The 17,350-nt window shown below is 73.7% G+C and carries 17 protein-coding genes; 12 read left to right on the top strand and 5 right to left on the bottom strand.

Annotated features, from left to right (window positions below; all coding sequences use genetic code 11):
• Window positions 1-18: 18 nt before the first annotated feature.
• Entirely contained in the window at window positions 19-1,326 is a 1,308-nt protein-coding gene (locus AB3M81_RS11090) for an MATE family efflux transporter (protein WP_412903976.1), read from the bottom strand.
• Window positions 1,327-1,734: 408 nt separating this feature from the next.
• Between AB3M81_RS11090 and dnaB the strand changes: the two genes are divergently transcribed.
• From dnaB to chrA, 4 genes are all read left to right on the top strand, one after another.
• On the top strand, window positions 1,735-3,129 hold the full coding sequence (gene dnaB / locus AB3M81_RS11085) for a replicative DNA helicase (RefSeq protein ID WP_412904173.1): 1,395 nt from the start codon (window positions 1,735-1,737) through the stop codon (window positions 3,127-3,129).
• A 162-nt stretch (window positions 3,130-3,291) separates the two neighbouring features.
• Complete coding sequence (locus tag AB3M81_RS11080) at window positions 3,292-4,074, top strand: hypothetical protein (RefSeq protein WP_412903975.1); 783 nt, start codon at window positions 3,292-3,294, stop codon at window positions 4,072-4,074.
• Between the two features lie 46 nt (window positions 4,075-4,120).
• On the top strand, window positions 4,121-4,732 hold the full coding sequence (locus AB3M81_RS11075; RefSeq protein WP_412903974.1) for a class F sortase: 612 nt from the start codon (window positions 4,121-4,123) through the stop codon (window positions 4,730-4,732).
• A gap of 28 nt (window positions 4,733-4,760) precedes the next feature.
• Window positions 4,761-5,957, top strand: coding sequence for a chromate efflux transporter (chrA, locus tag AB3M81_RS11070; protein ID WP_412903973.1), 1,197 nt, complete (start codon window positions 4,761-4,763; stop codon window positions 5,955-5,957).
• Here chrA and AB3M81_RS11065 read toward each other — a convergent pair.
• The 3 genes from AB3M81_RS11065 to AB3M81_RS11055 form a co-directional block, all read right to left on the bottom strand.
• The gene (locus tag AB3M81_RS11065; protein WP_412903972.1) at window positions 5,952-6,830 is read right to left on the bottom strand and encodes an SGNH hydrolase domain-containing protein; all 879 of its coding nucleotides are present in this window, start codon (window positions 6,828-6,830) and stop codon (window positions 5,952-5,954) included. The two genes, chrA and AB3M81_RS11065, sit on opposite strands and share 6 nt — an antisense overlap.
• 128 nt (window positions 6,831-6,958) lie before the next feature.
• Entirely contained in the window at window positions 6,959-7,888 is a 930-nt protein-coding gene (locus tag AB3M81_RS11060) for an SGNH hydrolase domain-containing protein (protein ID WP_412903971.1), read from the bottom strand.
• A 138-nt stretch (window positions 7,889-8,026) separates the two neighbouring features.
• Entirely contained in the window at window positions 8,027-9,691 is a 1,665-nt protein-coding gene (locus AB3M81_RS11055; protein ID WP_412903970.1) for an FAD-binding dehydrogenase, read from the bottom strand.
• An 88-nt stretch (window positions 9,692-9,779) separates the two neighbouring features.
• On the opposite strand from AB3M81_RS11055, the gene AB3M81_RS11050 reads away from it, so the two are divergent.
• The 4 genes from AB3M81_RS11050 to AB3M81_RS11035 are packed head-to-tail and all read left to right on the top strand — an operon-like array spanning window position 9,780 to window position 13,063.
• A complete protein-coding gene (locus AB3M81_RS11050) occupies window positions 9,780-10,952 on the top strand; it encodes a PucR family transcriptional regulator (protein ID WP_412903969.1) in 1,173 nt (390 codons plus the stop codon).
• 14 nt (window positions 10,953-10,966) lie between these two features.
• A complete protein-coding gene (locus AB3M81_RS11045) occupies window positions 10,967-11,581 on the top strand; it encodes a GyrI-like domain-containing protein (RefSeq protein WP_412903968.1) in 615 nt (204 codons plus the stop codon).
• Between the two features lie 19 nt (window positions 11,582-11,600).
• Entirely contained in the window at window positions 11,601-12,380 is a 780-nt protein-coding gene (locus AB3M81_RS11040; RefSeq protein ID WP_412903967.1) for an inositol monophosphatase family protein, read from the top strand.
• Window positions 12,377-13,063, top strand: coding sequence for an NAD-dependent deacylase (locus tag AB3M81_RS11035; protein WP_412903966.1), 687 nt, complete (start codon window positions 12,377-12,379; stop codon window positions 13,061-13,063). The genes AB3M81_RS11040 and AB3M81_RS11035 overlap by 4 nt, the downstream gene beginning before the upstream one ends.
• A gap of 1 nt (window position 13,064) precedes the next feature.
• Here AB3M81_RS11035 and AB3M81_RS11030 read toward each other — a convergent pair whose 3' ends face one another.
• A complete protein-coding gene (locus AB3M81_RS11030; protein ID WP_412903965.1) occupies window positions 13,065-13,904 on the bottom strand; it encodes an MOSC domain-containing protein in 840 nt (279 codons plus the stop codon).
• A gap of 90 nt (window positions 13,905-13,994) precedes the next feature.
• Here AB3M81_RS11030 and AB3M81_RS11025 point away from each other — a divergent pair, with 90 nt between their 5' ends.
• From AB3M81_RS11025 to AB3M81_RS11010, 4 genes are all read left to right on the top strand, one after another.
• Window positions 13,995-15,167 carry a sensor histidine kinase gene (locus AB3M81_RS11025; RefSeq protein ID WP_412903964.1) on the top strand — a complete coding sequence of 391 codons (1,173 nt, stop codon included), beginning with the start codon at window positions 13,995-13,997 and terminating at the stop codon, window positions 15,165-15,167.
• Window positions 15,164-15,814, top strand: a complete 651-nt coding sequence (locus AB3M81_RS11020; RefSeq protein WP_412903963.1) for a hypothetical protein — start codon at window positions 15,164-15,166, stop codon at window positions 15,812-15,814. The genes AB3M81_RS11025 and AB3M81_RS11020 overlap by 4 nt, the downstream gene beginning before the upstream one ends.
• A gap of 88 nt (window positions 15,815-15,902) precedes the next feature.
• Window positions 15,903-16,676, top strand: a complete 774-nt coding sequence (locus AB3M81_RS11015; RefSeq protein ID WP_412903962.1) for a cutinase family protein — start codon at window positions 15,903-15,905, stop codon at window positions 16,674-16,676.
• A gap of 94 nt (window positions 16,677-16,770) precedes the next feature.
• A complete protein-coding gene (locus tag AB3M81_RS11010) occupies window positions 16,771-17,343 on the top strand; it encodes a uridine kinase family protein (protein WP_412903961.1) in 573 nt (190 codons plus the stop codon).
• Window positions 17,344-17,350: the final 7 nt, after the last annotated feature.

Genomic DNA, 17,350 nt, shown 5'->3' with positions numbered 1-17,350 from the left:
ACCTCGTTCGGTCGCGGGTCAGGCCGCGCCGAGCACCATCCACCGGTCGCCGCGCTGGCGCCACCACAGGGTGACCCACCGCGTCGCCTGGAACAGCGCGTAGGCGGCCCACAGCCACGTGAACCCGGCGCCGGTCGCGCGGATCAGCAGCGCGACGGGCGCGTAGACCAGCAGCGTGACGAGGCCGGCCCAGGCGAGGTAGACGCCGTCGCCCGCGCCGATCAGCACGCCGTCGAGGACGAACACGATGCCGGAGACGGGCTGGATGAGCGCCACCAGCAGCAGCGCCGGGACCGCCGCGGCCCGCACGTCCGCGTCGGGGCTGAAGGCGCGCGCCACCCACGGCGCCGTGACGGCCAGCAGCACGCCCGCGACGACGCCGAAGCCGAGTCCCCAGGCGATGACGCGCCGGGTCACCGCCCGGGTGCCCTCGGCGTCGCCCGACCCGAGCGAGTGGCCGGTCAGGGTCTGCGCGGCGATCGCGAAGGCGTCGAGCGCGAACGCCAGCAGCAGGACGACCGTCGTCGCGATCTGGTGCGCGGCGAGCGCGGCATCGCCGAAGCCGGCCGCGACGAGCGTCGCGAGCAGCAGGACGGCACGCAGGCTCAAGGTCCTCAGCAGCAGCGGGACGCCGTCGCGCCCGGCACGGGCGACGTCGGCCCACCGCAGCCGCGCCGACGCGTGCGAGGCGACGCTGCGCCGCAGCACCTGTCCCACGAGTGCGAGCGCGGCGGCCCACTGTGCCAGCACGAGACCCAGCGCCGCGCCGCGGATGCCCAGGCCGGCGCCGTAGACGAGTCCCACGGTCAGCACGACGTTGAGGACGTTGGCCACGATCATGACCACGAGCGGGGTCCGCAGGTCCAGGACGCCGCGCAGGGCGCCCGTCGCCGCGAGGACCAGCAGCACGGCCGGGATGCTCGCCGCCGCGATGAGCAGGTAGTCCGAGGTGAGGTCGGCGACCCGGGCCGAGCTTGACAGCGCGGCACCCAGCGGCCCGGCCGCCGACGCCACGACGGCGCCCAGCACGAGTCCGATCAGCAGGGCCAGCCAGACGCCGCCCAAGGCCGCCTCCAGCGCCCGCCGCGGCTCGCCGGCGCCCTGGTGCCGCGAGACGGTCGCGGTGCTGCCGTAGGCGAGGAACACGCACAGGCCGACGATCGTCGACAGGATCGTCGAGGCGGCGCCGAGCGACGCCAGCTCGGCCCGGCCCAGGTGCCCCACGATGGCCGTGTCGGCCATCAGCATGAGCGGCTCGCAGATCAGGGCAGCGAACGCGGGCAGCGTGATCGCCCAGATCCGGCGGTCGAGAGCGGAGAGCGGCACGGGGCGACGATACCCCTGTGAACCATGGGGTTGCTTTGTCGACATGTCGGTGTGCTGCCGCGAGTGTGTCGTGGAAAACTCTCGGACCGGCAAACACCGCTGATCTTCCTTGCTCCACACCGGGGGACGCACGTTTACGCAGGTCAGAGGCCATTGTGAGCCGCGTCACGTCGGACTTTCCACAGGGTGGTCCACCGACTGTGCACACACCGTGACGGCGTTTTCCACACGATCGGCGGTGTTGTGCACACCCCCTGTGCACCGCGGTCTGGATGTTGGTTCGGCACCGCCGTATGGTCACCGAGGGACCTCGACCGACCCCGGGGGAGACGGCGATTCTGTCGGTGCTCGTCCCTAGCTTCGAAACTGCTGCCGATCACGTCGAGGAGTGCCGTGAGCGTTACCGATCTGTACGAGTCCGAGCGACCGTCCGACTCGGCCTCCGGTTACGTTCCGCCCCAGGACCTGCCCGCCGAGCAGAGCGTCCTGGGCGCGATGCTGCTGTCCAAGAACGCCATCGACCCGGCCACCGACCTGCTCGAGGGCCGCGACTTCTACCGCCCCGCGCACGAGATGATCTTCGAGGTCATCACGGACCTCTCCGGCCGGGGCGAGCCCGCCGACGCCATCACGGTCGCGGCCGAGCTGACCCGTCGCGGCGAGATCGCCAAGGTCGGCGGCGCGGCCTACCTGCACGACCTCGTCCAGGGCGTGCCGATCGCGGCCAACGTCGACTACTACGCCGAGATCGTCCACGAGAAGGCCGTCCTGCGCCGCCTCGTCGAGGTCGGCCAGCAGGTCGCCCAGCTCGGCCAGTCCGGCACGGGTGAGATCCAGGACATCGTCGACCGCGCCCAGAAAGCCGTCCTCGACGTCGACGGCAGCAAGTCCGGCGAGGACTACAACGTCCTGTCCGACCTCATGTCGTCCACGATCGACGAGCTCGAGGAGCTCGAGACCCGCTCGGGCGACGTGCACGGCGTGCTCTCGGGCTTCCCCGACCTCGACCGCCTCACGACGGGCTTCAAGCCCGGGCAGATGATCGTCGTCGCGGCGCGACCCGGCGTCGGCAAGTCGACGCTCGGCCTCGACTTCGTGCGCAACGCCTCGATCCGCCAGGGCCTGACGTCCGCCATCTTCTCGCTGGAGATGACGGGCTCCGAGATCGCGATGCGCCTGCTCTCGGCCGAGGCGAAGGTCGCGATCCACCACATGCGCGCCGGCTCGATGTCCAGCCGCGACTGGGACTCGATCGGCCGCGCGATGGCCACCGTGCAGGCCGCGCCGATCGTCATCGACGACAGCCCCAACATGACGATGCCGGACATCCGGTCCAAGGCCCGGCGCATCAAGAAGCAGCACGGGCTCGACTTCATCGTGCTGGACTACCTGCAGCTGATGACCTCGGGCAAGAAGGTCGAGAACCGCCAGGTCGAGGTCTCGGAGTTCTCGCGCCAGATCAAGCTGCTCGCCAAGGAGCTGGGCGTCCCGGTCGTCGCGATCAGCCAGTTGAACCGTGGCTCCGAGCAGCGCACCGACAAGACGCCGCAGATCTCCGACCTGCGTGAGTCCGGCTCGATCGAGCAGGACGCCGACATCGTGCTGCTGCTCAGCCGCCCCGATGCCCACGGCGCGGGTGAGTCCGAGCGTCCGGGCGAGGCCGACATCATCGTCGCCAAGAACCGCTCGGGCCCGGTCAGCAAGGTCGCCGTGTCGTTCCAGGGCCACTACTCGCGCTTCACGCCCATGGCGCGCGAGCCCGAGGCCCCCGTCGGCGGCGCCTCCGCGGCGGACTTCGCGTAAGGTCTGTATCCCTCCATTCTTCCTCGCGTTCCAAGGGTTTCCAAGGTTCGCCGATGTTGACGATCTCACCCTCCACACCCCTTCGGTGCCCCACGGGGTCGACATAACGTGGATGATGCGGGCGGCGAGCGCCGCGCGCAGGACCGGGAGTGAAGGAGGATCATGTCCACGCACGACAGGAGTGCGGGATCGAGGACCAGGTGGCTTCGGACGGCCACCGCGCTGGCCGTCGCCGGGGTGGTGACCCTGGGCAGTGGCGGGCTCGTCCTGGCGTCCGCAGGATCGGCTGCCGCGGATGCGCCGGCGAGCCTGGAGAAGATCGGCGTCTGCCACCGGACCGCCTCGGAGTCCAACCCGTACACCTACATCTCGGTGCCGTCCGAGCAGGCCAACGGCCACATCACCGGCACCGACAAGCAGCACAACCAGCAGATCACCTGGCAGTCCGACGGGACGTGGCGCGGTGTCGCCCACCGAGCCGGTGACCTCCGGCTGGACTACTTCGCCTCGAGCGAGGAGATCGCCGCCGGACGGTGCTTCGACACGGCGCCCGAGCCGACCACGGAGCCGACGACCGAGCCGACGACCGAGCCGACCACGGAGCCGACGACCGAGCCGACGACGGAGCCGACCACCGAGCCCACCGAGGAGCCGTCGACCGAGCCGACCGGGGAGCCGTCGACCGAGCCCTCCGATCCGTCGGACGAGCCGCAGGCCGACGACCGGCAGGCCACGACCGAGGAGCAGTCGTCCACCGACGTGTCGCCCGCCGAGGAGGAGAGCGCGGACGAGGCCGTGACCCCGGCCGTCCCGCGCCGCGTGCACGCCGGCGCCGGCGAGGCCGATGCCGCGACGATGTGGGGCTCGGGGCTCCTGGGCGGTGGCACCGCCCTGCTGCTGAGCTCCGGCGGCGTGGCGGCCGGCGCGAGGCGGTTCGAGGCCTGACATGCGACGCGACCGCGCCTTGCGGCCCGGCCGGCGGGGACTGGCGGTGGTGCTCACCCTGGTGATCGCCGCGGTCGTGGCGGGGCTCGTCCCGGGACTCGCGGCCGAACGGGCCTCCGTGCCCGCGCGCGAGCCCGCGGCGGCCCCGGCCACGCCGACCGCGTGCGCCGAGGCGACCGAGGCCCCGGTCGCCGACGCGGCCGAGGGCGAGCCCGTCCGCCTGGTCATCCCCGCGATCGGCGTCGACGCCCGCGTCGAACCGATCGCGACGGAGAGCGAATCGCTCGAGCCGCCCGCCGACGTGACGCACGTCGGCTGGTGGGCCGCCGGCGCCCGGCCCGGGAGCGCCCGGGGCGCGGTGCTGCTCTCGGGCCACACCGTCCACTCCGGCGGCGGCGTCTTCGACGACCTCGGGGACGTGGCGCCGGGTGACACGGTCCGCGTCCGCACGGACGCCGGCTGGGTGACCTACCGGGTGACCGACGTCGACGAGTACTCGCATCGCCGGCTCGCCTCCGCGTCCGAGACGCTCTTCGACCAGACGGCTGCCAGCCGGCTCGTCCTCGTGACGTGCAGCGGCTACCGGCTCGGCCGTTACCACGCGAACACCGTCGTGGTCGCCAATCCGGTCCCGTCCCGGGCGGCCGCCGTCGACTGACCGGCCGGCCCCGGCCATGATGGTCGCGATGACCGATACGGGGCGGGCGCGCGGCGGGACGGTCGCCGAGGTCTTCTGGGTGTTCCTGCGCCTGGGGCTGACCTCGTTCGGCGGGCCCGTCGCCCACCTGGCCTACTTCCGGGAGGCGTTCGTCCAGCGCCGGAAGTGGCTGACGGACGAGGCCTACGCCGACCTCGTGGCCCTGTGCCAGTTCCTGCCCGGACCGGGCTCGAGCCAGGTCGGGATGATCATCGGCCTGCGCCGCGCCGGCCCCGGCGGGCTGCTCGCGGCGTGGATCGCGTTCACCCTGCCCTCGGCGGTGCTGCTCGTCGCGTTCGCCTACGGCGTCGCGGCGTACGGTGACGTCGCCGGCGCGGGCTGGCTGCACGGCGTCAAGGCGGCCGCCGTGGCCGTGGTGGCCCAGGCCGTCATCTCGATGGCGCGCACCCTGACCCCGGACGTGAAGCGCGCCGTCATCGCCGTCGCCGGAGCGGTCGCCCTGCTGCTCGTCGCCAGCCCGCTCGCGCAGATCGGCGTGATCGTGGCGGGCGGCCTCGTCGGCTGGTGGTGGCTGCGCGCCGACGAGCCCGAGAGCGTTCGCGAGCTCGCGCGGGTCTCGCACCGCGGCGGCATCGTGGCGCTCGCGCTGTTCGCCGTCCTGCTGGTCGCGCTGCCGGTGCTGGTCGCCGTCACGGACGACCCGGCGCTGCGGCTCGCCGACATCTTCTACCGCACGGGCGCGCTCGTCTTCGGCGGCGGCCACGTGGTGCTGCCGCTGCTGGAGTCCCAGACCGTCCAGGCCGGCCTGATGGACGCGGACACGTTCCTCGCCGGGTACGGCGCGGCCCAGGCGGTGCCGGGGCCGCTGTTCACCTTCGCCGCCTACCTCGGCGCGAGCATGGAGTCGGGTCCCGACGGGGTCGCCGGAGCGGCGATCGCGCTCGTGGCGGTGTTCCTGCCGGCCGGGCTGCTCGTGGTGGGGGTGCTGCCGTTCTGGGACCGCCTGCGCCAGGCGCCGTCGGCCCGCCGCGTCGTGATGGGCGTGAACGCCGCGGTCGTGGGGATCCTCGCCGCCGCGCTCTGGGACCCGGTCATCACGCAGGGGATCGTCTCGTGGGGGACGCTGGCGGTGGCGCTGCTGGTCTTCGCCTCGCAGCGCTGGACCCGCGTCCCGATCTGGCTGGCCGTCGTGCTGTCGGCCGTGGTCGGGCACGTGCTCCTATGAGGGCAGGACGCCGATCCGGCGCAGCCGGCGCTCGAAGAACGGCGCGAGCGAGCGCGTGTAGGTCGCGGTCAGGTGCTGGCGGTCGCGGAACATGACCTGCCCGTGCGGGGTGACGACGCGGCACAGCCCGCTCGGGCAGTAGGTGCTCCGCATCGAGATCCGGTGCGCGGCCCTCGCCCCGTACCTCTCGCGCGCGAGCGAGACGGACGGCGCGGTCCAGTCGAACCACATGACGTTCGCGGTCCGATCCGCGCAGTTGCGCCACTGGCGCGGCTCGCGGTTGTCGCGCAGGCACTCCAGCGGCGACGGGCGCGTGAGCACCCAGTTGGCCGAGTCCGAGACGGCGATCACCGGGATCCGCCGCCGCAGCGCCGGCCGCCACGCGCGGACGGTGTCGGGGCCGCGCTGCGCCCGCGTCCCCGGCATGGTCGAGGCGCGGTGGTTCACGACGACGGCCGCGACGCCGCGCTGGCGCGCCACGTACCGGGCGACGTTGGCGCGCCAGGCCTGGCAGTCGTCGCGCACCCACCGCTTCGGGCTCTCGATCTCGCGGCTGGACCAGCCGCAGCGCGAGCGGATCAGCAGGGTGACGCGCACCATCCCCTCCTCGGCGAGTCGGCGGAAGGCGGGCGAGAGGGCCCGCAGGTGCGAGTCGCCGATCAGCAGCAGGCGCGGGCCGCGACGGCCGTAGTGGCAGGGGCGCAACCGGGTGTCGCCCGGCTTCGAGCCGCTGAAGCACGCCCGGGTGCCGGGGGCGACGTCCCGCGCCGCGGCGGCGAGGCTCGACAGCCGCGGCGCGTCCTGCGCGACGGCGGGACAGGCGCCGAGCAGCAGCACGACGAGGCCGACGACGACCGCGAGCCGAGCGCGCATGGGCACCTCCCGACCTCAGGGTGCCACGTCCCGTGGCCGAGATGTGTAGCGCTGCCCACCCGAATCGGGCCGATCCGACCGGATTCGGGTGGATACCGCTACACATCCGGTCCGGGCGGGCCCGGAGGTCAGTCGGAACGGGTGGGCAGGACGCCGCTGGCGGGGCGCAGGGCGTCGGCCGGGTCGAGGAAGACGACGCCCGTGGCGCGCAGGCGGCGCTCGAAGAACGAGGCGAGCGAGCGGGTGTAGGTCGCCGTCAGGTGCTCGTCGTCGCGGTACATGATCTGGCCGCCGGGTGTCACGACGCGGCAGCGGTCCTTCGGGCAGTACACGGCGTCCATGTCGATCCGGAACGCCGAGCGGGAGCCGAACTCGCGGCGGGCCAGCTCGACCGCGGGCTCGGTCCAGTCGAAGCCCATGACCTCGTCGCGCGGCGCGGCGCACGCGTCCCACTCGTCGGGCGTGCGGTGCGAGCGCAGGCACGCGGTGGGCATGAAGTCGGCGTCCCAGTTCGCCGCCCCCGAGATCGCGATGACCGGGATCCGGCGCTCGAGGGCGATCCGCCACGCGCGCACGGTGTCGGGGCCGCGCTCGCTCTCGCGTCCCGGCATGGTCCAGCCACGATGGCTCGTGACGATGGCGCGGATGTCGTCGTGCTCGCGCAGGTAGCGCTGCACGTCGGCCCGCCAGGCCTGGCAGTCGGGGCCGACCCAGTCGAGGTCGTGCTCGAGCGGGCGCGACGTCCAGCCGCAGCGCGAGCGCGTGATGAGGGTGAGGCGGAGCGTGCCCTCCTCGGCGAGCCGCCGGAGCGCCGGCGACAGCGCGCGCATGTGCGAGTCGCCGAGCGCCACGACGTGCGGGCCCCGCGTGCCGTACTCGCACGCGACGATCTGCGTCTGGCCGGGCGCCATGCCCGGGAAGCAGGCGTTGGTGCCGGGCGCGGTGTCGCGCTCGGCGGCGGTGATGCTCGACAGCGTCGGCTCCTCGCGCGCGGAGGCGGGCTGGGCGGCCAGCACCGGCAGGACGAGCGCCAGGACGGCGACGAGACGCAGGAACAACGGACGACCTCCCCGAGATTTTCTCGGTGATCCAGCCTGCCACGATCCGGCCGAGCCTTCGACTCGTGGCGTCCCGCACCGCTCGGGGAGGAGTGAGCGGTACGGGACGCCACCACACCCGGGTGGGAGGCCCGGGACTCAGGGGCGGGCGAGGGCGCGGCCCGCGGCGCGGCCGGAGAAGATGCAGCCGCCCAGGAAGGTGCCCTCCAGGGCGTTGTGGCCGTGGACGCCGCCGCCGCCGAAGCCGGCGACCTCACCGGCGGCGTACAGGCCCGGCACGGGCGCGCCGTTCGCGCCGATGACCTGCGAGTCGAGGTTCGTCTGCAGGCCACCGAGCGTCTTGCGCGACAGGATGTTGAGCCGCACGGCGACGAGCGGGCCGTGCGCCCGATCGAGGATCCGGTGCGGCTTCGCGACGCGCACGAGCCGGTCCATCCGCGAGCGGCGCGCATTGTGCATGACCATGACCTGCACGTCCTTCGTGAAGGGGTTGGCGATCTCGCGGTCGCGAGCGGCGATCTGCCGCTCGAGGTCGGCGGCGTCCAGCTTGGGGCCCCGGGCGATCTCGTTCATGCCGGTGACGAGCTCGTCCAGCGTCTGCGCCACGACGAAGTCGACGCCGTGCTCCTTGAACCGCTCGACCGGTCCCGGCGCGCCCTTCGCGAGGCGGCTCCTGAGCAGGAACCGGACGTCGCGGCCGGTGATGTCGGGGTTCTGCTCCGAGCCCGACAGCGCGAACTCCTTCTCGATGATCGACTGCGTCAGCACGAACCACGAGTAGTCGTGGCCGGTCGCGAGGATCTGCCTCATCGCGCCGATCGAGTCGGCGCCCGGCACGCCCGACATGCCGGTCAGTCGCCGGCCGTTCGCGTCGAACCACATCGACGACGGCCCGGGCAGGATGCGGATGCCGTGGTCCGGCCAGATGGGGTCCCAGTTGGTGATGCCCTCGGTGTACGCCCACATGCGGTCGCGGTTGACGATGCGGCCGCCCGCCTGCTCGGAGATCGCGAGCATGCGCCCGTCCACGTGCGCGGGGACGCCCGAGATCAGGTGCTCGGGCGCGGGGCCGATGCGGTCGACGGGCCAGTTGGCGCGCATGAGCGCGTGGTTGTGGCCGATGCCGCCCGAGGTGACGATCACGGCGGCGGCGTGGTGCTCGAACTCGCCGACGACCGTGCGGGAGGATTTCACGCCGCGCGGGGACTCGTCGGCCTCCAGCACGGACCCGCGGACGCCGACGACCGCGCCGTTCGCGGTGAGCAGCTCGTCGACCTGGTGGCGGAACGCGAACTGCACGAGGCCGCCGGCCTCGGCGGCCAGGACGGGCTCGGCGAAGACCTCGACGAGGCGCGGGCCGGTGCCCCAGGTGAGGTGGAAGCGGGGGACCGAGTTGCCGTGGCCGGTCGCGGAGCCGTCGCCGCGCTCGGCCCAGCCGACCATCGGCAGCACGCGGTGGCCGAGCTCGCGCAGGTACGCGCGCTTCTCGCCGGCCGCCCACGCGACGTAGGCCTCGGCCCAGCGGCGGCCCCAGCTGTCCTCGTCCTCGAGCCGGTCGAAGGAGGCCGAGCCCATCCAGTCCTGCAGGGCCAGCTCGACCGAGTCCTTGATGCCGGTGCGGCGCTGCTCGGGGCTGTCGACGAAGAACAGGCCGCCGAGGGACCAGAACGCCTGGCCACCGAGGTTCGCGCGGTTCTCCTGCTCGACGACGAGGACGCGCCGGCCGGCGCGGGTCAGCTCGTGGGTGGCCACGAGGCCGGCGAGACCGGCGCCGACGACGATGACATCAGGCTGGAACGACATGGGGAAACGATCCGCCGAGGCGCCCACCGCGACCAGTAGCCTTGTCAGCACCTGCGCACCGACTTTGTCACCCAGCACACGGAGGGCCATGCACCCCGACCGCCGCGGCGTCATCGCGAGCCTGCTCCGAGACGAGGACGCCCTCGTCTCGGCATTCGTCACCACGATCGGTCGCGAGATCCCGGCGTACGCCACCCTCGACGACCGTCAGCTGCAGGAGGTCCGCTCGATCACCGCGTGGACCCTGCGCCGGGTGCTCGACCTGTGGGCGCAGGAGGCCCAGCTCACCGAGGACGACATCGCGCTGTTCCGCGGGGTCGGCGCCGTCCGCGCCCGCGACGGGCGCCCGCTCTCGGCCGTCCTGCGCGCGTACCGCGTCGCGGCGGCCGAGTTCCTCGACCAGGTCGCCGACCGGTTCCGCGACGCGGTCTCCGCCGAGGACGTCACGTCGCTCGTGCGCGTGTGGTTCGCCGTCCTCGACGAGCTGTCCGAGGCGATCTACGACGGCTACGAGTCGACGGGTCGGTACCTCGACGCGGACCGCGAGAGCTCATTGCGCGGCCTGTTCGTCGACCTCCTGCTGGGCCGCCAGAGCCACGCCGGCACGCTCACCGCGCGCCTGCGCGAGCTCGACGCCCAGTTGCCGGCGCAGTTCGAGCTCCTCGTGGCGGCGCCGCCGGACGGGACCGAGCCCCGCCGTGCCGCGGAGCTCCTGGTGGAGGCGCTCGAGCCCGGTGACGACGGCACCACCGTCGTGACGTCGGTCGCCGCGGTGCTCGACGGCCTCGGGGTCGCGCTGCTGAGGTCCGTCGACGCCTCGATGCTCGCGGCGAGAGCCCGCGAGCACGGACTGCGTGTCGTGCGCCAGCCGGGCGTGACGCCCCGGAGCGCGCCGCGCGCCTACCGGCTCGCCGCCCACGCGATCGGCGCCGCGCCGGACCTGGCCTGGGGACGGGGAGTGCTCGACGACGGCGACCTCGAGGTGCTCGCGCTCGTGACCGGGCACGCCGACGCCGACCCGCGGCGCGCCGCCGACGTCGTCCTCGGTGCCGTGGCCGGCCACGCGGACACGCTGCGCACCCTCGACGCCGTGCTGCACGCGGGCGGCGCGGCACCGGCGGCCCAACGGCTGCACCTGCACCCCCAGACCGTGCGCTACCGCGTGCGCCGCATCGCCGCCGCGACCGGACGCGATCCTCGTGACCCCTGGGACCGCTATGTTCTGCAGACCGCGCGCGTGGCGGGCGGACCGTCGACCTGAGCGCAGGAGGACGCGTGAAGACCGATCTGAAGACGTCCGTCCCCGGCTACGAGGCCACCCGGGGCGAGTTCACGACCGTCACGCTGCCGCCTCTGCGCTACCTCATGGTCGACGGCCACGGCGACCCCAACACGACCCCGGCGTACGAGCGGGCGCTCGCCACGATCTACCCGTTCGCGTACCGGCTGAAGTTCCTCAGCAAGCGCACGCTCGACCGCGACTACGGCGTGCCGCCGCTGGAGGCGCTGTGGTGGGCCGACGACCCCGACGCCTTCACGACCGCGCGCGACAAGAGCCGCTGGTCGTGGACCGTCCTGAGCCTCGTGCCGGAGTGGATCGAGCAGCAGCACCTCGACGCGGTCCGCGCGGACCTGGCCGGCCAGGCGTCCGCACCGGTGCTCGACGAGCTGCGCGTCGACGTCCTCGACGAGGGGACCTGCGTCCAGACGCTGCACGTGGGCCCGTACGACATGGAGGGCCCGGTCATCGCGGCGCTGCACGACCACGCCGCCGCCCAGGGCCTGCGGCTGACCGGGCGGCACCACGAGATCTACCTCAGCGACCCGCGCCGCAGCGCGCCCGAGCGCCTGCGGACGATCCTGCGACAGCCGGTGACGCCCGTCGGGTGAGCCCGCCTACGGTGGAGGGGTGGACGTGACCCCCGAGGACGTGACCCTGGCGAGCGAGCTGGTCGTCGAGGCGGCCGCCCTGGCCGCCCGCATCCGCGCCGAGGACGACCTCGAGGCCCGCGCCAAGACCGGTGTCTCGGACCTGGTCACGGCGGCCGACCTGGCCGCCGAGGCGCGGATCGTGGAGCGGCTCGACGCCGAGCGTCCCCACGACGGCCTGCTCGGCGAGGAGGGCACGGCGCGCGACGGCTCGTCGGGCCGCCGCTGGGTCATCGACCCCGTCGACGGCACGTACAACTTCGCGTCGGGCTTCGACTACTGGTGCTCCGCGGTCGCGCTGGCCGAGGGCGACCGGGTGCTGCTCGGTGCGGTCGCGCACCATGCCACCGGCACGGTCGTCGTCGGCGGGCCGGACGTGCCCACCACGCGCAACGGCCGCCCCGTCGCGCGACTCGAGGACGCGCCGGTCGCGCGGCTCAGCGCCGCCACCTACGCGCACCCCGCGTTCATCGTCGACCACCCCGGCTTCGCGAGCTGGCGCCGTGCCGCCGCCCTTCCCGCCACGATCCGCATGCTCGGGTCGGGCTCGATGGACCTCGTGGGCGTCGCCACGGGCCGGCTCGGCTGCTGGTTCCAGCACAGCACGCCCGACTGGGACTGGCTGCCGGGGCAGGCGCTCGTCGCCGGCGCCGGCGGCACGACCGAGCGGGTCGAGGCCGACGGGCTGCGGTGGTCCGTCGCCGGGCCGGCCACCGCGGCGCGCGAGCTCGCCGCGGCACTGCGGGGGGACGGCGCATGAGGATCGTGGTGCTGACGGGCGCGGGCATCTCCGCCGAGAGCGGCCTGGCGACGTTCCGCGACGCGCGCGGCCTGTGGGAGGGACACCGTCCCGAGGACGTCGCCACGCCCGAGGCGTTCGCCCACGACCGCGCCCTCGTCCAGCGGTTCTACGACGCGCGCCGCGCCTCGCTCGCCCGCGTGAGGCCGAACGCCGCGCACGAGGCCCTCGTCGAGCTCGAGCAGCACCTCGGCGACGACTTCCTGCTCGTCACACAGAACGTCGACGACCTGCACGAGCGGGCGGGCTCGCGACGCGTCCTGCACATGCACGGCAGCCTGCGCCGCGTCCGCTGCGAGGTCTGCGAGCACCGGTTCGAGTACGACGGTTCGCTGGAGCACGAGCCCGCGTGCCCCGAGTGCGACCGCGCCGCGCTGCGCCCCGACATCGTGTGGTTCGGCGAGTACCCGCACGGCATGGACGACATCCACCGGGCGCTGTCCGAGGTCGACGTGTTCGCCGCGATCGGCACGTCCGGCGTCGTCTACCCGGCGGCGGGCTTCGTCGACTACGCCCACGCGTCGGGGGCGCACACGTTCGAGCTCAACCTCGAGCCGACGGGCGGCGGGTTCCACACCACGTTCGCGGGACCGGCCACCGAGGTCGTCCCCCGCTGGGTCTCGCACCTGCTGAGCCGCGACTGACTCAGGCCCCGACGGGGCCGCCGCCCGGCTCGGCCGCCTCGAGCACCTCGACCTCGTCGCCGACGCGGATCGTGACGCCCGCCGTGTCCGGGATGAGGTTCACGCCGAACCACACCGCGCCTCCGAAGCGCCGGATGCGTGCGAGCGTGCGGATCGGCTCCTTGCCGCCGACGACCTCGCCGGACTCCGCTCGGTCGAGGGTCGTGATGACGCAGCGGGCGCAGCCCTTCACGGCGCGGAACACGGCGTCGCCGACCCGGATCCGGCGCCAGTCGTCCTCGGCCCACGGCGCCTCGCCGTCGATCACCAGGTTGGGCCGGAAGCGGCGCATCGAGAGGGGATCGCCGTCGCCCTGCGCGATCGCCTCGTTGAGCGCGGCCAGCGACGCCTCGGTCGCGACCAGCAGCGGGTACCCGTCGGCGAGGCTCACCCGGTCCTCGGGCTCCGACCGCGCCGGGTTGACCGGCCGCCGCCGCGGGTCGTCGAGGTGGACGAGGCGCGCCTCGCGGCCGAGGGTCTCGGTCAGCCACGCGGTCGCGTCGGCCTCGGCCGCCGTGATCAGCGAGCTCCAGATCCGCACCGGCACCTGGCGCGCGGGATCGGGCACCGGCACGTCGATCGTGGGCCGCCCGGGCGCGGCGAGCCGCAGGCCGGCCTCGGTCAGGCTTGCGTCGATGCCGATCAGGGCTCGGACCTCGCGGGCCGTGAGGAACGTCCCCTCCGGGTCGACGACCATCCACCGGCGGTCCCCGGCCAGTCCCCACGGCTCGACGAGCGCGGAGGCGAGGTCCTCGATGGACCCCGACTTGAGCGGGTGACGGTGGAGGGACGTGAGGCGCACCGGCTCAGGCTAGCGACGAGGTGCGGGACGCGTGAGGACCGACGAGACTCGTGGGCCCCTCAGACACCACGGTCTGCGACGATGAGTGGCGTGAGGAACGCCCCAGCGACGGCCGCCGGCCCGTCATCGCGCCGGGCCGAGCTGGGCATCGCGCTCGTGAGCCCGGTGATGCGCGCCATCGTGCTGGTGCAGATCCTGCTCAGCGTCGCCTCGGGCTCGCAGCTGGCAACCCATCCGGGCCCCTACATCCTGTTCTCCCTGCTCGTGGCGGCGGTCTCGATCCTGATGATCGCCCAGTGCCTGCTGACCGGATCGGTGCTGCGGGGCTGGTGGCACGTGCCGGACATCGCGGTGGCGTGGGCGGCCGTCCCGGTCATGAGCCTGCTGATGCCGCCGACGCACGTGGTCGGGACGTGGGAGGCCTGGGCCGCGGGCCTGGCCATCAACGTCGCGGCGCTCGGCGCGACCTGGTTGAAGCCGGGTGTCGCCGTCGCCCACGGCGTCGCCCTGGGCACCTGGTACCTCGCGTGGGTCCTGAAGGTCGGCCCGTCGTGGGAGACGATGATCAACAACGCGCTGACGATCCCGGCCTACGCTCTCGTCGTGGCGCTCCTCGTGGCGTACCTGAGGGCGCTCGCGGCCGACGCGGACCGGTCCCGCGAGGAGGCGGTGGAGGCCTCGCGCGCGCTGGAGCTGGAGCGGTACCGGCTCACGGTCCACGACGCCTCGAGCATCCTGCGCCTGCTGTCGGACGAGGACACGCCGGCCGAGGTCCTGCCGGGCCTGCGCGCCCAGGGGCACCGGGAGGCGACGCGACTGCGGAACTACCTCTCGGCGGACGCCTCGCCGTCCCGGCCCGGACGCCGCACCGTCGGCACGATGCTCGACGAGTCGCTCGAGGGCTTCGACGACCTGCCGCTGGAGCTGGCGGTCGACCTCGGCCGTCACGCCCGGCTCAGCCCCGAGGTCTGGACGGCGGCGAGCCGCGCGGTGACGACCGTGCTGCACAACGTGCGCCTGCACGCCGACGCGCACCAGGTGATCGTCCACGCGGACAGCGACGACGTGACGTGGGAGGTCGTCGTGGCCGACGACGGCGTCGGCTTCGACCAGGCGAGCCAGCCGCTCGGCTTCGGCCTCGACACCCAGGCCGGCCAGGCGCTGCGGGACGTCGGCGTCACCGCGACGATCCGCTCGGCACCGGGCCGCGGCACCTCGGTGACGCTGGTCGGTCCCGTCGAGCGGGAGGGACTCGACGCATGAGCGATCCCGTCAAGGTCGTCGTGATCGACGACAGCACCGTCATCCGTGGCGGGTTCGCGACCGTGCACCCGGGCCTCGAGGTCGTCGCGACGTACGCGAGCGTCGAGGAGTTCGAGGCCGCGCCCGTGCCGTGCGAGGTCGTGGTGCTGGACCTGCTGCTGCGCGGCCCGCGCGGCTCGAACGTCAAGCAGGGCCGGACGGCGATCCGGGCGCTGCGCGCCCGCGGCCGGCCCGTGTGCCTTTACACCGACGAGCGCCGCGCGATCGTGCTGGCGCTGTGCCTGCGTGCCGGCGCGCACGGCGTCGTGCACAAGTCCGACCCGCCCGAGGTCGCCGTCCGCGCGATCCGCGACGTCCGGGACGGGACGGTCGTCGTCACCCAGTCGCTCATCGGGCTGACCGAGCTGCTCGACCGACGCGGCGCGCGGCTCGAGCTCAGCCCGCGCCAGCGCGAGGTCATCTCGGCGCGAGCGCGCGGCCGGCACTGGGCCGACATCGGCGCCGAGCTCTACATCACCGAGGACACCGCGCGCGAGCACTATCGGGCGGCCTGCGCGAAGCTGCGCTCGTACCTGCGGCACACCAGCCCCGGCGACATCGAGCGCGCCGTCGGCCTCGCGCCCGGCGACGTGCTCGACGAGGAGTGACCCCCCGCTTCCGGGGGTTCCTCCCGTCCGGTGCCGGCCACCAAGGTGGGACGAGTGGTCCCGCCGGGGCCCGGACGAAGGAGCGGTCGTGCGCGGCTTCCATCACCTGCGGCGGGCGACCGCCGGCCTCGCGGCCTCGATCATGGCCGCGAGCGGCCTGATCGTCCTGACCAGCACTCCGGCGCAGGCCGCGTGCACCGCCTGGACGATCATCGGAGTCCGCGGCACCAACGACGGCACGAAGGCGTCGCTGGGGACCCAGCTGCCGACGGCCGTCTCGGCGTTCAAGGCCAAGAAGGGCTCGGCCAACGTCACGACCCAGTACGTCTCCTACCCGGCGGACGTCTGGCCCAGCTGGGACGACGGCGCCTACACCGCCTCGCTCAAGGCCGGCCGGACCGCGCTGAAGAGCAAGATCACGACCCGGCTCAAGGACTGCCCGTCGACGAAGCTCGCGCTGTTCGGCTACAGCCAGGGCGCCCACGTGGTCGGCGACGTCGTCGTCGGTCTCTCGGCGACCCAGCGCAAGAGCCTGCAGGGCGTCGGCCTGATCGGCGACCCGATGTTCAACCCCGGCCTCAAGGGCAGCCGCACCGGCGACACGAAGCACGGCGGCATGCTCGGCCGGCGCGCCTCGTGGCCGAGCGACGTCTACGTCTACGACGTCTGCAACAAGAAGGACCAGATCTGCGCGTCGTACTCCACGGCGCAGTCCTTCGCCTACCTCGTGAACCCGTTCGCGAGCCCCAAGGAGCACCTGAGCTACACGACCACGACCTACTCGCCGGTGAAGAGCTCCAGCGGCACCGTCATCGCCGGCGCGAAGGCGATCGGCGAGCGCGTCGCCACCAGGACCTACTGACACCCACGATCTCGGGGGGAGCCGACGGCTGGGACGTGCTGCACGTCCCGGTCGTCGACTTTTCCCCCGGCCGCGGCCCCTACGATCGACGTCGATGGACCTGACACCCGTGCTCGCCCTCGTCGAGCGACGCCGTCGCGAGGCCGGCCGACCCGTCGTCGTGGGCGTCTCGGGCCACGGCGGCTCGGGCAAGTCGACGCTCGCGCGGGCGCTCGTCGAGGCGCTGCCCGACGCCGTGCGGCTGCGCGGGGACGACTTCCTCGATCCCGCGCGGGTGCACCGGCGATCGGCCGACTGGGACGGCGTCGAGCGCGACCGGCTCGCCACCGAGGTGCTGCGGCCCTTCCGCGACGGCACGCCCGGCGAGTTCCGCCGGTACGCCTGGGACCTGGGCCGGCTGCGCGATCCCGAGCCCGTGCCGCGGGCCGACGTCCTGGTGGTCGACCTCATCGGCCTCTTCCATCCGGACGTGCTGGCGCTGCTCGACGTGACCGTGTGGTGCGACGTCGACCCCGAGGTCGCCCTGCGACGGGGCATGGCGCGCGACCGGGCGGCGGGGAACGACCACGACCGGGTCTGGACGCAGGTGTGGGGCCCGAACGAGCGCGACTTCGACGCGGCGTTCGCGCCCCGCGAGGTCGCCGACGTGCGCGTCCCCAACCCGTGAGGCGCGC

This window comes from Aeromicrobium jepli (assembly GCF_047246605.1).
GTDB lineage: Bacteria > Actinomycetota > Actinomycetes > Propionibacteriales > Nocardioidaceae > Aeromicrobium.
Note: the sequence above shows the minus strand (reverse complement) of the source record. Positions and strands in the feature narration are given on the sequence as shown.